This is a genomic window from Microbacterium sp. NPDC078428 (genome assembly GCF_044542535.1).
GTDB classification, from domain to species: domain Bacteria; phylum Actinomycetota; class Actinomycetes; order Actinomycetales; family Microbacteriaceae; genus Microbacterium; species Microbacterium limosum.
Genome location: NZ_JBITUP010000003.1, coordinates 1 through 13,677, shown reverse-complemented (window position 1 = coordinate 13,677; position 13,677 = coordinate 1). Strand labels below are relative to the sequence as shown.

Genomic DNA, 13,677 nt, shown 5'->3' with positions numbered 1-13,677 from the left:
CGAGGCGAGGGTCACTGCGCGGCGCGTGAGAGTTCTGCGAGCTGGGCACGGCCGAGATGAACGCCCACGCCCTGGACGAGCTCTTCGACGTGCTCGGGCGCGTAGGCGTTGACGATCGGCGCGGCGACGGTGCGCTGCGCGATCAGCCACGCGACGGCCACCGCGGCATCGGGCACGTCGAGCTCCAGCGCCACATGGTCGAGCGCCTTCAGCACCCGTTGGCCGCGACGGTTGAGATAGGCCGCCAGCTGCACACCGCGCGCGGACATCCCGACGCGGTCGCGGCTGCGGTGACGGCCGGAGAGGAAGCCGTGGGCGAGCGGGTGCGACGGCGTGACGGCGATGCCCTGGGCGCCCGCGACGAGCCGGAGGTCGCCCTCGAAGGGCGTGCGGTTGACGACGTTGTAGTGCGCGTCGAGCACCGTGATGCGCGGGTATCCCGCGGATGCCAGGATGCGGGCCTCCACGAGGCGCTCGGGGGTGAAATCCGCCGCGGCCAGGTGGAGGACCTTGCCCGAGCCGATCAGCCACTCGGCCGTCGCCAGCGTCTCCTCGAGCGGGACCGACGCATCGCTGCCGTCGAGGTAGAGCACATCGATACGGTCGGTCGCGAGGCGCGTCAGCGACGCCTCGACCGCGCGCACGAGGTTGACCGGGCCGAGGCCCGGGTTGTCGGGATGACCCCCCACCCGCACCATGACGGCGATGTCGTCGCGCAGCCCGCGCGAGTTCATCCACTGGCCGATGATGTGTTCGCTGCGCCCGCCGGCGAACGAGTCGGCCGTATGCAGGGCGTTGCCGCCGAGCTCCACGTAGCGGTCGATGATGCGGTGGCTCGCGGTGATGTCGACGTTCCAGCCGAACTCCGCGCCGCCCAGGATCAAGGGGAAGACCGACAGGCCGGTCTCGCCGAGTCGCGTGCGCACCGCGTCTCCGACGGCGGGCCCCTGCACGGGGATCGGCGCGGACGGGTGCGCGGGCGCTGATCGCAGCCCCGCGGCATCCGTCGAAGCCACCGCCGAATCGACGCCGGATACGCCCATCATCCACCCCCTCGCGACGTCGAATCGACGCGATCTGTTCTCTTGCACGCCCCCCGGCGCCTACCTCCGAGGGTAGGCCAGCCACCGCGGCACGACGGCCGATCGGGTCGCCGCGCCGGGAATTGCATATAACGCTTTGATCACGAACGTGACAGATGCCCCGGTATCCCGCCGGGGCGGGACACCGGGGCATCCGGTCTACGCTCTATCAGCCTTCGGCGGGCGCCTCCGGGCCCTCGCTCGCGGCGTCGCGCCCCTCCTGGTCGGCGGCCTCCTCGAGGACGGGCTCGAGCGACAGCTTGCCGCGGTCGTCCACCTTGGTGATGCGGACGAGCAGCTTCTGGCCGACGGAGACGACGTCCTCGACGTTCTCGACCCGCTTGCCGCCGGCGAGCTTGCGCACCTCGCTGATGTGCAGCAGGCCGTCCTTGCCGGGAAGCAGAGAGACGAACGCGCCGAAGGTCGCGATCTTCACGACCGTGCCGAGGAACTGGTCTCCCACCTCGGGGTTGGTCGGGTTGGCGATCGCGTTGACCTGCGCACGGGCGGCCTCGGCGGAGGGACCGTCGACGGCGCCGATGTAGACCGTGCCGTCCTCCTCGATCGAGATCTGCGCGCCGGTCTCGTCCTGGATGGCGTTGATCGTCTTGCCCTTGGGGCCGATGAGCTCGCCGATCTTGTCGACCGGGATCTGCACGCTGATGACGCGAGGCGCCGTGGGGGCCATCTCGTCGGGCGCGTCGATCGTCGCGTTGATCAGGTCGAGGATCTGCAGACGCGCGTCCTTCGCCTGCTGCAGCGCGCCGGCGAGCACCGACGACGGGATGCCGTCGAGCTTCGTGTCGAGCTGGATAGCCGTGACGAACTCGCTCGTGCCGGCGACCTTGAAGTCCATGTCGCCCAGGGCGTCCTCGGCGCCGAGGATGTCGGTCAGCGCGGCGTAGCGCGTCTGGCCGTCGACCTCGTCGGAGACGAGACCCATCGCGATGCCCGCGACGGGCGCCTTCAGCGGCACGCCCGCGTTGAGCAGGGAGAGCGTCGAGGCGCACACCGAGCCCATCGAGGTGGAGCCGTTCGAGGACAGCGCCTCGGAGACCTGACGGATCGCGTACGGGAACTCCTCGCGGCCCGGAAGCACCGGGACCAGGGCGCGCTCGGCGAGGAAGCCGTGCCCGATCTCGCGACGCTTGGGGCTGCCGACCCGGCCGGTCTCACCGGTCGAGTAGGGCGGGAAGTTGTAGTGGTGCATGTACCGCTTGCTCGTCGTGGGCGAGAGCGAGTCGATCTGCTGCTCCATCTTGAGCATGTTCAGCGTGGTGACGCCCAGGATCTGGGTCTCACCGCGCTGGAAGATCGCCGAACCGTGCACGCGCGGGATGACCTCGACCTCGGCCTCGAGCGCGCGGATGTCGGCGAGACCACGGCCGTCGATGCGCACGCCCTCGGCGAGGATGCGCCCGCGGACGATCTTCTTGGTGACCGACTTGTACGCGGCGGAGAACTCCAGGTTCGCGACGGCCGGCAGCTCGCCGGATTCGACGGCCGCGAGGAGTTCACCCTTGACGCGCTCCTTGACGGCGTCGTCGGCATCCTGTCGCTGCTGCTTGTCGGCGATCTGGTAGACGCCCACCAGCTCGTCGTACGCGCGGCCGGCGACGAAGTCGTAGGTCTCCTGGCTGTAGGGCAGGAAGACCGGGTAGTCGCGGATCTCCTTCGCGGCGCCGTCGGCGATGACCTGCTGCGCCTCGACGAGCTGCTTGATGAACGGCTTGGATGCTTCGAGGCCCGCCGCCACGACGTCCTCGCTCGGCTTGGTGGCGCCGCCCTTGATGAGGTTCCAGCTGTGCTCGGTGGCCTCGGCCTCGACCATCATGATGGCCACTTCGCCGTCGGGCAGCACGCGGCCGGCCACGATCAGGTCGAAGACGGCGTCCTCGAGCTGCGCAGCGGTGGGGAACGCGACCCACTGGTCGGCGTGCTCCCCGTGACCCGGGATGAGCGCGAGGCGGACACCGGCGATCGGGCCGGAGAAGGGCAGGCCCGAGATCTGGGTGGACGCCGAGGCCGCGTTGATCGCGAGCGCGTCGTAGAACTCGCCGGGAGCGATGGAGAGCACCGTCACGACGATCTGGACCTCGTTGCGGAGTCCGTCGACGAACGACGGGCGCAGGGGCCGGTCGATGAGCCGGCAGACGAGGATCGCCTCGGTCGAGGGGCGGCCCTCGCGGCGGAAGAACGAGCCCGGGATCTTGCCCGCGGCGTACGAGCGCTCTTCGACGTCGACGGTCAGCGGGAAGAAGTCGAAGCCCTCGCGGGGGTGCTTGCCGGCGCTGGTGGCCGAGAGCAGCATCGTCTCGTTGTCGAGGTATGCGGCGACGGCGCCCTGCGCCTGCTGCGCGAGACGGCCCGTCTCGAAGCGGATGGTACGGGTTCCGAAGCGGCCGTTGTCGAGAACGGCCTCGGCGGATGTGATTTCAGGACCTTCCAAGAGGTCACTCCTTCTTTGTTTAGACTCGCACGCCCTGGTGGCGCGCGAGGTCGCACGAAGGAGCAGGAACAGGCAGTTATGGGCGCGGCGCGAATGCGGTTCGCCTGCGCTGGCCACCAGTGAAAATCCACTCGGCGCGCGACGCGACGAGGAGACCACCACAGGGGACCAGCTTCCTGCCAGCCTGCTCCAGTGTGCCGGGAGACCCCGGCGTATTCGGTTGTCGCCGTCCGAATTCTGCTCGGACAGACCCGATCAGCCTACCAGCGCCCCGCGTGCCACGTGCGTAGGCTGGGCCGCATGGACGAACAGCGCAGTTCCGAGCCGGTGCCCGACGACGAGCGCGAGGTCGCCGTCGACGACGAGACGGAGTTCGAGACCCCTCCCCCGACGATGGACCCCGAGGAGGAGATCGAGTATCGCGAGGGCGTGGACTTCGAGCTCGAGGAGTTCGAGCAGGGCATCGAGTAGACCGGGCCGGATGGCTCAGGCGGAGTCGGTCGCCCGCGTGTCGGGGCGGCGCAGGCTCCTTGAGTCGGATCCGCCGCGCCCCGGAAGCACCACGAGCGCCTCGTGCTTGGGACCGAGCCCGTCCCCCGCCGTGCGACCGCGCACCCGCCGCCACAACCACGGCAGCGCGTGAACCCGCAGCCACGGCCCTGCAGGGGGCTCGTCCTCGGCCAGGTGCAGCGCGTCGTCGAGACCCCCCAGCGCCGCCGCGTCGGGCACACCCAGGACGGCGGCAGCGCGGTAGGAGAGCAGACGATGCCCCCGCGCCGAGAGGTGCACGCGGTCGTGAGCCCACATCACGGGGTCCGCGAGCTCGGGGAGGGCCTCGGCATCCAGCAGCAGCGCGCCGGTCTCGCGAGCGACGCGGCGCAGCTCCGAGGCGTAGAGCGCGAACCGCCGGGCGAAGAGCGCCGACGCCCGGCGCCTCGGCAGGACGGGCGTGACCAGGAGCACCCGGCTGCCCGCGTCCTGCAGAGCCGACACGGCGTCGGCGACCCGGCGCGCCAGGGCCACGGGGTCCGACCAGGGCGCCACGAGATCGTTCGCTCCGATGAAGACGGAGACGAGGTCGGGGCGCAGCTCGGTCGCCCGCGGCAGCTGATCCGCGACGAGGTCGCGCACCCGCCGACTGCGCACCGCGAGGTTCGCGTAGGCGAACGGCGCATCGCCTCCGCCCGTCTGCGCCAGAAGCTGCGCGAGGCGGTCGGCCCAGCCGCGGTACTGCCCGGCCGGCATGCGTGACGAATCGCACAGACCCTCGGTGAGGGAGTCGCCGAGCGCGACGAAGCTGCGCAGCGCGGGCGCGGCGGATGCGGCGTTCCCGGGCGCAGACGGTCGCTCGCCCGACCCGGCCGGTCGCGCATCGTCGAGCGGGCGCAGCCGGATCGCCTCCTCGTAGTGGCCGACGAGCTGGGCTCCCAGCGCCTCCCACGTCCGGTTCCGCACGCCCTCGCGCGCGGCGAGACCGAAGGCGGCTCGCTTCGCCTGATCGCCGACCAGGTCGCTCACGCGCAGACGGAGGTCCCCGAGGTCGCCCGGGCGGTAGAGCCAGCCATCGATGCTGCTCCGCACGAGATCGAGCGGTCCGCCGCGGCCCGTGGCGACGACCGGCACGCCGCTCGCGAGCGCTTCCTGCACGCCCTGGCAGAACGTCTCGTGCTCGCCGGGGTGGACGAAGACGTCGAGGGATGCCACGGCCTCCGCCAGCGCGTCCCCCCCGAGGAACCCCGTGAAGTGCGCATCGGGGAGCAGCGCCTCGAGACGAGCCCGTGCGGGCCCCTCCCCCACGACGACGAGCTTGACACCGGGGATATCGGCGAGCGCCGCGAGATCCTCGATCTGCTTCTCCGCCGCCAGACGGCCGGCGTACCCCACGAGGATCCGCCCGGCGCCCACGAGGCGCCGCCACGCCTCGTCGCGGCGTGACGGCGCGAACCGCGCGGCATCCACACCCCGTGCCCACGTGCGGATGCGGTCGACAGCTATCCCCTCCAGCTGGGCGCGCGCGGCGGTCGAGGGCGCCAGGGTGAGGGTCGCCCGACGATGCAGGCGCGCGATGTGCCCCGCGACGAGCGGGGCGGCCCCGGCGACGCCGTACTTGTGCGCGTATGCGGTGACGTCGGTCTGGTACACGGCGACCGAGGGGACACTGAGCGCGTCGGCGGCCTGAACGCCCTGCCATCCGAGCACGAAAGGCGAAGCCAGATGGATGACGTCGGGTCTGAACTCTCGAAGGATCCGCGTGAGCGTCGCGGTGCGGGCGAAGACGATCCGCACCTCGGGGTACGCCGGCAGGGGCACCGACCGCAGGAGCGCCGGGCGGGCGCCGTGCAGGTCGGCCTCGATCTCACCCGCCCGCGGCGCGATCACGAGCGTCTCGTGGCCGGCGGCCCGCAGGTATCGGAGGACGTGGAGGACCGAACCCGTCACCCCGTTCATGTGAGGGAGGAAGGACTCTGCCAGCAGCGCGACTTTCACACGTCCACGGTGCCCCCTTCGCCCGGGCTCGCGCGCGTGATCCGCGCTCGGGCGGCAAGAGTTCACCGAACGCACCCTCGCGCGTCACCGGCCGTCTGCCGCGCGGTGTCGGCTCTGCGGTGCGCCCCCTGGAGCGGAGGCCGGCGCGTCCTACTCCCCCGAGAGGCCGCCCAGAAGGTGACCGAACGACCGCCCCTCGCCGAGGTAGGTCGCCGGGTCGAACGTGTCGGTCCCTCCCGCGGGATCGCGCCGGACGATCGCGTCGGCGAGCTCACGGGCGCCGCGGGCGATCCGATCGCCGAGCGGTGCCACCCCATCGGCCGACGCCCCCCAGTCCGCGGACGCCGCGAAGACCCCGGTCGGCACGGGGTCGGCGTGCAGATAGGTGAACAGGGGGCGGATGGCGTAGTCGATCGCCAGCGAGTGGCGCGCCGTGCCCGCGTTCGCCCCGATCAGCACCGGCGTCCCCTTCAGCGCGTCCGGGTCCAGCACGTCGATGAACGACTTGAAGAGCCCCGAGTAGCTGGTCGAGAAGATCGGCGTCACCGCGATGATCGCGTCGGAGGACACGACGGCGTTGATCGCCGACTCGAGCGCGGGGGGCGCGAAGCCCGTCAGCAGGTTGTTGGTGATGTCGTGCGCATGGTCGCGGAGCTCGAACACGTCGACGGATGCCTCGACGTCGCGCGCTGCGAGCTCGGTGAGCACCGCCTGCGTCATCCGATCGGCGAGCAGTCGGGTGGTCGAGGGGTTGGACAGGCCGGCGGAGACGACCGCGATGCGTCGGGCGCCCATCTCAGGCTCCCTTCCGCGTCGCGGCGGCACCGAACGCCGATCCCGCCAGCACGGGCGCCGCGGGCTGGTCCTGGTAGGGCGACGGGCCGGAGAGGTTGTCACCGCGGTTGGCCCGCGGGCGTGCCTCGCGCGTGGGGCCCTCGCCGTAGACCGCGCGCACCCGAGCGGCGTGCGTGGGTCCGTCGGGGACCTCGGCGGGCCGATCCTTGGCAAGCTCGCGCCGCAGCACGGGGACGACCTCGCCGCCGAGGATGTCGAGCTGCTCGAGCACCGTCTTCAGCGGGAGACCGGCGTGATCGATGAGGAAGAGCTGGCGCTGGTAGTCGCCGAACGTGTCGCGCATCGCCGCGTACCGGTCGATGACCTGCTGGGGCGAGCCCACCGTCAGGGGCGTCATCTCGGCGAAGTCCTCGAGGGCGGGGCCGTGTCCGTAGACCGGAGCGTTGTCGAAGTACGGCCGGAACCGGGCCACGGCATCCTGCGACTTGGCGGCCATGAAGACTTGGCCGCCGAGCCCCACGATCGCCTGCTCGGGAGTGCCGTGCCCGTAGTGCGCGAAGCGCTGCCGGTAGAGGGTGATGAGCCGCTGGTAGTGCTCCTTGGGCCAGAAGATGTTGTTGGCGAAGAAGCCGTCCCCGTAGTAGGCCGCCTGCTCGGCGATTTCGGGTGTGCGGATCGAGCCGTGCCAGACGAAGGGCGCGACGCCGTCGAGGGGTCGCGGGGTCGACGTGAAGCCCTGGAGGGGCGTGCGGAACTTGCCCTCCCAGTCGACGACGTCCTCCCGCCACAGCTTGTGCAGCAGCGCGTAGTTCTCGATCGCGAGAGGGAGCCCCTGGCGGATGTCCTGCCCGAACCACGGATAGACGGGACCGGTGTTGCCCCGCCCGAGCGTGAGGTCGACGCGTCCGCCCGAGAGGTGCTGCAGCATCGCGTAGTCCTCGGCGATCTTCACCGGGTCGTTCGTCGTGATGAGGGTCGTCGCCGTCGAGAGGATGAGGCGCTCGGTCTGCGCGGCGATGTACGCCAGCGTCGTGGTGGGCGAGGACGACCAGAACGGCGGGTTGTGGTGCTCGCCGAGGGCGAAGACATCCAGCCCCACCTCCTCGGCGTGCTTGGCGATCGTCACCGCGTTGCGGATCTTCTCGGCCTCGCTCGGGGTCTGACCCGTCGTCGGGTCCTCGGTGATGTCGCTCACCGAGAAGATGCCGAACTGCACGGCCCGTGGCGTGGTGTCGTTCACGATCTGCTCCGTCTCCGCCCGCGTCGGGATCGCCGCCGAGGCTTGTCTATGCAAGTGAATGTACCTGATGGAACGCGTGTGCGCCCAGGTTATTCCCCGCGGCGCAAGCCCGGACCCCGGCGACGCGGCGGGCGATAGTGTGGCCTCGCCATGAGCGCATCCCCGCCCGCCGACGACCCGGTCACACCCGCGGACGCAGCCGCGACCGGGTCGTTCCCGCGCCCGGACCGCCGCGTGCCCTTCTGGGACAACGCCCGCTTCGCGTGCATCGTGCTCGTCGTGCTGGGCCACGCCATCCAGCGCCTCACGTACGACTCCGACATCGCGCTCGCCGTCTACCTCAGCGTCTACGCGTTCCACATGCCCGCGTTCGCGATCATCGCGGGGTACTTCTCCAAGTCGGGTGCCCCGACCAGACGGCAGATGGGGCGCGTGATCACCGACATCCTGCTCCCCTACGTCATCTTCGAGGGGCTCTGGACCCTCACGAAATGGCTCGTCGAGGGAGACGGCTCGCCAAACCTCACCCAACCGTCGTGGACGCTGTGGTTCCTCCTCGCGCTCGGGATCTTCCGGCTCGTGCTGCCGTACCTCGCCCTGCTGCGGTGGCCGTTGCTGTGGACCGTGGCGATCTCGATCGGCGCCGGGTACCTGCCGAACATCGACTCCACGTTCTCCCTCTCCCGAACCCTCGGCCTGCTGCCGTTCTTCACGCTCGGCTGGTGGCTGAGCGAGAAGGATGTCGTGGCGCGCTTCCGGCTGCTGGAGCGCCGCCCCTGGTGGGTGCCGGTGGCGGCCCTCGCCGCGTTGGGCGTGACGGGCTGGGCGGCCTGGGCCTACGTGGACGTGTGGGAGCGGATGAACCTCCGCACGTGGCTGTTCTACGACGACTCCTACCCGGACCTGGGCGGCGACCAGTGGTGGGCGGGAGGCGTGCGTCTGGCCCTCATGGCGATCGCCCTCGTCCTCAGCGCCGCGTTCTTCGCACTCGTGCCGCTGCGGCACACCTGGTGGACGCACTTCGGCCAGTACACGATGTACGTGTACCTGCTGCACTCGTTCGTGCTCTACCCGTTCCGCGAATCGGGCGTGTTGCGCGGGCTCGACCCCACCTGGCTCTGGCTGCCCCTCGTCATCGTGCTCGCAGTGGGCGTGGCGCTGGGACTGGCCACGAGGCCCGTGCGGCGCATCTTCCGGCCCCTCGTCGAACCGCGTCCGCGGTGGCTGTTCTCCGATCCCGAGCTCTCCGGTCGGGAGGGGCGTCGATCCGACCCCACGGGTTCACAGCGCCCCCGCTCGGGATCCTGAGGAGCCCGGGCGGCTGCGTCGGCGGTCGGTCCGCCCGGCTCGCGCCGCTCTCATGGGGGGGCAGCGCGGCGCAACGCGGAAGGGCCGCCCCACACCTGGGACGGCCCTTCAAGAACGTTTTGCGCGATTGAACGCTGGTAGCGGTGGCGACCCCCGGATTATCGGCGCAGACCGAGACGCTCGATGAGCGAGCGGTAACGGCTGATGTCGATGTCCTGGAGGTAGCCGAGCAGCCGACGGCGCTGACCGACGAGCAGGAACAGCCCACGACGCGAGTGGTGGTCGTGCTTGTGCTCCTTGAGGTGCTCGGTGAGGTCCTTGATGCGCTGCGACAGCATTGCGACCTGCACCTCGGGGGATCCGGTGTCACCGGGGTGCGTCGCGTACTCTTCGATGATCGCCTTCTTGACTTCTGCTTCGAGTGCCATAGATTCGATCCCCTTCCTCTTCACTGCGCGGCGCCCGACGCCTGATGCGTGAGCTCTCTTTATCCGCGGCCGATCGAACGGCAACCAAGTAAGTCTACCAGCGCCCGGCAGCTCCGGCGACCGGGGCCGGCGGCATCCGCTAGCCTCGACGGGTGCGTATCGGGGCGGGTGGGTGAGGGCGCGGCTGCGCCGTGACCACTTCATCGATCTGCGGCCCCTGACGAGCAGTCCCGCCTTCGCGCGCCTGTGGTTCGGAGCCACGCTCGCCGGGCTCGGCGGCCAGCTGACCATTGTCGCCGTCATGCTCCACGTGTTCGATCTGACGGGCTCGACGCTGGCCGTGTCGATGATCGCCGTGGCGGGCCTCGCCCCCATGGTGATCGCAGGACTCTACGGCGGCATGCTCGCCGACTACTTCGACCGCCGCTCGGTCGCGCTCGTCGCCGCGACCGTGACGTGGGCGTCGACCGCCCTGCTCGCGGCGCTCGCGTGGAGCGGGACCGAGAGCGTCGCGTCACTGTTCGTGCTGTCGATCGTCAATTCCTCCGCCAACTCGATCGTGTCGGCGACGAAGTCGGCGATCACGCCGCGTCTCGTCGCTCGGGAGCTGCTCCCCGCGGCGGCCGCACTCAACGGGATCACCGTCGGCATCATGGTGATGGCGGGTCCGGCTCTCGCCGGCGTGCTGGTCGCCCTCGTGGGATATCCCTGGACCTACACCGTCGACGTCGTCCTGATGCTGGCCCTCTTCCTCGGGCTGGGTACGCTTCCCCGCATCCGCCCCGAGGGCGCGACCGTCCGGCCGGGGCTGCGCTCCCTCGCGGACGGGTGGGCGTTCCTGCGGCGCGCGCCCAACATCCGCCTCCAGTACCTGCTCGACGTGATCGCGATGACCTTCGGGCACCCGCTCGCGCTCTTCCCCGCCGTCGGGGCGGTGCTGCTCGGGGGCGGGGCCATCACGACGGGCGTGCTCACCGCGTCGATCGCCGCGGGGGCCTTCCTCTCGAGCCTGTTCTCGGGGCCGATCGGACGGGTGCATCGCCACGGGCTCGGCATCGAGCGCTCCATTCTCGTCTTCGGCGCGGCGACCGCCGCGTTCGGTGCGGTGCTGCTCGCGGCATCCTTCGGAGTGCTCGCTCCCGAAGGGGTGGGCGAGGACGTTCCGAACCTGCCCCTCATCGCGGTCGCGATGCTGCTGCTGGCGGTCACGGGCGCGGCCGACAACGTCAGCGCGATCTACCGCCAGACGATGATGCAGTCTGCCGTCCCCGACGCGATCCGCGGCCGGCTCCAGGGCGTGTTCATGGTCGTCGTCGCGGGCGGCCCACGAGTGGGCGCCCTGTACGCCGGCGTCCTGGCCACCGTCACGACCCTCTGGTTCCCGCCCCTCATCGGCGGCGTGATCATCCTCGTCCTCGTGGCCGCCCTCGTGCGGCGCAGTCCGCGGTTCCGCTCCTACGACGCGCGCGACCCCCGGCCGTGAACGGTCGGAGCGACCGCGAAGCGCCGTCAATCGGCGGATTCCGGACACCGTATCCGCCGAGGCGTATGCGCGTCCGGGCCGCCGCTAGAGTCACCGGGTGACACGCACCCCACCGCCCGCCGAGACCGCCCGGCGAAGCGCCGCCCCCTCCCCCGGCGCGGGCCCGACCGCCTGGGTCGGGCTCCAGTTCGCTCTCACGGGACTCGTCTGGGGCTCGAGCTTCCTCTTCATGAAGGTCGCGCTCGAGGGGATCTCCCCCGGGCAGGTCGTGTGGTCGCGGCTCGTCCTCGGGGCGCTCACGCTCGGCATCTTCGTCGCCCTGCGGCGGGACCGGCTCCCCCGCGTCCCGCGCGTGTGGCTTCACATGGCGGTGCTCGCGGTGTCGTTCTGCGTCGCGCCGTTCCTGCTGTTCTCCTGGGCGCAGCAGCACGTCACGTCGGGGCTTGCCAGCATCTACAACGCCACGACGCCCATCATGACCGCGATCATGGCGAGTCTGCTGTTCCGGGTGGAGCGACCGACTCGCGCCCAGATCGCGGGCATCATCGTCGGGATCCTCGGCGTCATGGTGCTGGTCGCGCCGTGGCGGGGCCTGAGCCCCGACGAGAGCCTCCTCGCGCAGGCCGCCATCCTCGGCGCCACGGCGTGCTACGGCTTCAGCCTGGCGTACATGCGGCGCTTCGTCGCCCACTCCGGGATGAGCGCACCGATGTTCTCGTTCCTCAACATCGGCATCGCGGCCCTCGTGATGCTGGTGCTGACGCCCCTCGTCGCGGCCGGCCCCGTCGCTCTCGATCCGTGGATCGGCGCAAGCATCCTGCTGCTCGGGTGTCTCGGAACGGGAGTCGCATACATCTGGAACCAGAATGCCGTTCGCGCCTGGGGCCCCACGCGCGCCTCGACCGTGACCTACCTCACCCCGGTCGTGGGCGTCGCGCTCGGCATCGCCGTGCTGGCCGAACCCCTCTCATGGAACGAGCCCGCCGGCGCCCTCGTCGTCTTCCTCGGGATCCTGCTCGCCCAGAACCGGCTCCGGTTCGGGCGCGGTGCGCGCTCAGCCCCATGACACGACGAAGGGCCGGATGCCTCGGCATCCGGCCCTTCGTGAGAGGTCACGCCTGCAGCGAGCCCTGCAGCTCGAGCGTGATGGTGACGTCCTTGCCGACGAGGACGCCGCCGGTCTCGAGCGCGGCGTTCCACGTCAGGCCGAAGTCCTCGCGGTTGATGACCGTCTTGGCGGTCGCACCGGCCTTGTAGTTGCCCCACGGGTCGGTGCCGAAGCCGCCGAACTCGAACTCGAACGTGACGGGCTTGGTGGTGCCGCGGATCGTGAGCTCGCCGTCGACCAGGAAGTCGCCGCCCTCTACGCGGACACCCGTCGAGCGGAAGTCGATGGTCGGGTAGGTCTCGACGTCGAAGAAGTCGCCGGAGCGCAGGTGCTGGTCGCGACCCTCGTCCTTCGTGTCGATCGACGCGGCGTCGACGGAGGCGGTCACTTGGGCTTCGAGCGGGTTCTCGGGAGCGATCAGCGTGGCGCTCTTGACGCCGAAGGTGCCGCGCACCTTCGAGATCATCATGTGACGGACGCTGAAGGTGACCTCGCTGTGCGAGGGGTCGAGCACCCAGGTGCCGGCCTTGTAACCGGGAATGTCGAGGGCGGTGGTCGTCATGTTCTCTCCTTGGGAAGTTCGGTGCCGCATTCACGGCGACGCAGGTTCGTAACCAGTATGCAGGTGAATGTATTCCCCGCACACCGATCCGGCGTGTCGGGCGTGTGGACGACGAGATCGAACGCCGGGGGCGCCGGCCGTCGTGCGGTCCGGCGCCCCGCGGCGCGAAGAAGTGCTGTCTGCGATCCGCGCTCAGCCGACAGCGAGCAGATCGATAACGAAGATCAGCGTCTTCCCTCCCAGGAAGTGACCGCCCGCGGGACCGTACGCGAGGTGGGGCGGGATGACCAGCTCGCGGCGGCCGCCGACCTTCATACCGGGAATGCCGTCCTGCCACCCCTGAATGAGACCGCGCAGGGGGAACTGGATGCTCTCGCCCCGGTTCCACGACGAGTCGAACTCCTCGCCCGCGTCGTACTCGACACCGAGATAGTGCACCGTGACGGTGTCGCCGGGGTTGGCCTCGGCGCCGTCCCCGACGATGATGTCGCGGATGACGAGCTCTTCCGGGGCGGGCCCCTCGGGGGCGTCGATTTCGGGCTTGGTGCGGTCTGCAGTCATGTGACCATCCAACCGGAGCCGAGGGCGCGGGTCAAAGCTTGCGGCCGCCCGCGCGATCCGCAGGGGATGCCGTGAGGGGCCCGGAGTGCCTCAAGTCAAGGTGCCCGCGAAAGTTGTTCGGTGCCTCATCTGAGAATGCCCGCGAAACGGGTTAGCTGGCGCGGCGGAGTTTGA

The 13,677-nt window shown here is 70.5% G+C and carries 12 protein-coding genes; 4 read left to right on the top strand and 8 right to left on the bottom strand.

Translation table 11 applies throughout. The annotated features are described in order from the left end of the window. Nucleotides 1-11 precede the first annotated feature (11 nt). Both ACIGCK_RS06405 and ACIGCK_RS06400 read right to left on the bottom strand, forming a co-directional pair. Nucleotides 12-1,043 (bottom strand): aldo/keto reductase, encoded by a 1,032-nt coding sequence (locus tag ACIGCK_RS06405; RefSeq protein WP_396665300.1) that lies wholly within the window; start codon nt 1,041-1,043, stop codon nt 12-14. Nucleotides 1,044-1,251: 208 nt separating this feature from the next. Further along, nucleotides 1,252-3,531: a polyribonucleotide nucleotidyltransferase gene (locus tag ACIGCK_RS06400; RefSeq protein ID WP_396664747.1), complete on the bottom strand. Its 2,280-nt coding sequence runs from the start codon at nt 3,529-3,531 to the stop codon at nt 1,252-1,254. A gap of 300 nt (nt 3,532-3,831) precedes the next feature. Here ACIGCK_RS06400 and ACIGCK_RS06395 point away from each other — a divergent pair, with 300 nt between their 5' ends. Further along, on the top strand, nt 3,832-4,002 hold the full coding sequence (locus ACIGCK_RS06395) for a hypothetical protein (protein ID WP_396664745.1): 171 nt from the start codon (nt 3,832-3,834) through the stop codon (nt 4,000-4,002). 15 nt (nt 4,003-4,017) lie between these two features. Here ACIGCK_RS06395 and ACIGCK_RS06390 read toward each other — a convergent pair whose 3' ends face one another. The 3 genes from ACIGCK_RS06390 to ACIGCK_RS06380 all read right to left on the bottom strand — a co-directional run bounded on the left by ACIGCK_RS06390 (nt 4,018) and on the right by ACIGCK_RS06380 (nt 8,029). After that, nucleotides 4,018-6,018, bottom strand: a complete 2,001-nt coding sequence (locus ACIGCK_RS06390; protein ID WP_396664743.1) for a GDSL-type esterase/lipase family protein — start codon at nt 6,016-6,018, stop codon at nt 4,018-4,020. Between the two features lie 150 nt (nt 6,019-6,168). Next, nucleotides 6,169-6,813, bottom strand: coding sequence for an FMN reductase (locus ACIGCK_RS06385; RefSeq protein ID WP_396664741.1), 645 nt, complete (start codon nt 6,811-6,813; stop codon nt 6,169-6,171). A gap of 1 nt (nt 6,814) precedes the next feature. Beyond that, the gene (locus ACIGCK_RS06380; protein ID WP_396665299.1) at nt 6,815-8,029 is read right to left on the bottom strand and encodes an LLM class flavin-dependent oxidoreductase; all 1,215 of its coding nucleotides are present in this window, start codon (nt 8,027-8,029) and stop codon (nt 6,815-6,817) included. Between the two features lie 174 nt (nt 8,030-8,203). Between ACIGCK_RS06380 and ACIGCK_RS06375 the strand changes: the two genes are divergently transcribed. Beyond that, nucleotides 8,204-9,361 (top strand): acyltransferase family protein, encoded by a 1,158-nt coding sequence (locus ACIGCK_RS06375; protein ID WP_396664739.1) that lies wholly within the window; start codon nt 8,204-8,206, stop codon nt 9,359-9,361. A 158-nt stretch (nt 9,362-9,519) separates the two neighbouring features. Here ACIGCK_RS06375 and rpsO read toward each other — a convergent pair whose 3' ends face one another. Beyond that, complete coding sequence (gene rpsO, locus ACIGCK_RS06370; protein WP_330169789.1) at nt 9,520-9,789, bottom strand: 30S ribosomal protein S15; 270 nt, start codon at nt 9,787-9,789, stop codon at nt 9,520-9,522. Between the two features lie 172 nt (nt 9,790-9,961). Between rpsO and ACIGCK_RS06365 the strand changes: the two genes are divergently transcribed. Next, a complete protein-coding gene (locus ACIGCK_RS06365) occupies nt 9,962-11,272 on the top strand; it encodes an MFS transporter (protein ID WP_396664737.1) in 1,311 nt (436 codons plus the stop codon). A 97-nt stretch (nt 11,273-11,369) separates the two neighbouring features. Beyond that, entirely contained in the window at nt 11,370-12,338 is a 969-nt protein-coding gene (locus tag ACIGCK_RS06360; RefSeq protein WP_396664735.1) for a DMT family transporter, read from the top strand. Nucleotides 12,339-12,384: 46 nt separating this feature from the next. Here ACIGCK_RS06360 and ACIGCK_RS06355 read toward each other — a convergent pair whose 3' ends face one another. Together ACIGCK_RS06355 and ACIGCK_RS06350 are read right to left on the bottom strand one after the other, a co-directional pair. Continuing rightward, a complete protein-coding gene (locus tag ACIGCK_RS06355) occupies nt 12,385-12,942 on the bottom strand; it encodes a YceI family protein (RefSeq protein WP_396664733.1) in 558 nt (185 codons plus the stop codon). A gap of 192 nt (nt 12,943-13,134) precedes the next feature. Next, a complete protein-coding gene (locus tag ACIGCK_RS06350) occupies nt 13,135-13,503 on the bottom strand; it encodes an FKBP-type peptidyl-prolyl cis-trans isomerase (RefSeq protein WP_330169792.1) in 369 nt (122 codons plus the stop codon). Nucleotides 13,504-13,677: the final 174 nt, after the last annotated feature.

What these genes read in the sequence shown, in the direction of transcription:
- ACIGCK_RS06385 (WP_396664741.1), bottom strand. Translation starts at nt 6,813, where the DNA reads ATGGGCGCCCGACGCATCGCGGTCGTCTCCGCCGGCCTGTCCAACCCC.
- ACIGCK_RS06350 (WP_330169792.1), bottom strand. Translation starts at nt 13,503, where the DNA reads ATGACTGCAGACCGCACCAAGCCCGAAATCGACGCCCCCGAGGGGCCC.
- rpsO (WP_330169789.1), bottom strand. Translation starts at nt 9,789, where the DNA reads ATGGCACTCGAAGCAGAAGTCAAGAAGGCGATCATCGAAGAGTACGCG.
- ACIGCK_RS06395 (WP_396664745.1), top strand. Translation starts at nt 3,832, where the DNA reads ATGGACGAACAGCGCAGTTCCGAGCCGGTGCCCGACGACGAGCGCGAG.
- ACIGCK_RS06405 (WP_396665300.1), bottom strand. Translation starts at nt 1,043, where the DNA reads ATGGGCGTATCCGGCGTCGATTCGGCGGTGGCTTCGACGGATGCCGCG.
- ACIGCK_RS06375 (WP_396664739.1), top strand. Translation starts at nt 8,204, where the DNA reads ATGAGCGCATCCCCGCCCGCCGACGACCCGGTCACACCCGCGGACGCA.
- ACIGCK_RS06355 (WP_396664733.1), bottom strand. Translation starts at nt 12,942, where the DNA reads ATGACGACCACCGCCCTCGACATTCCCGGTTACAAGGCCGGCACCTGG.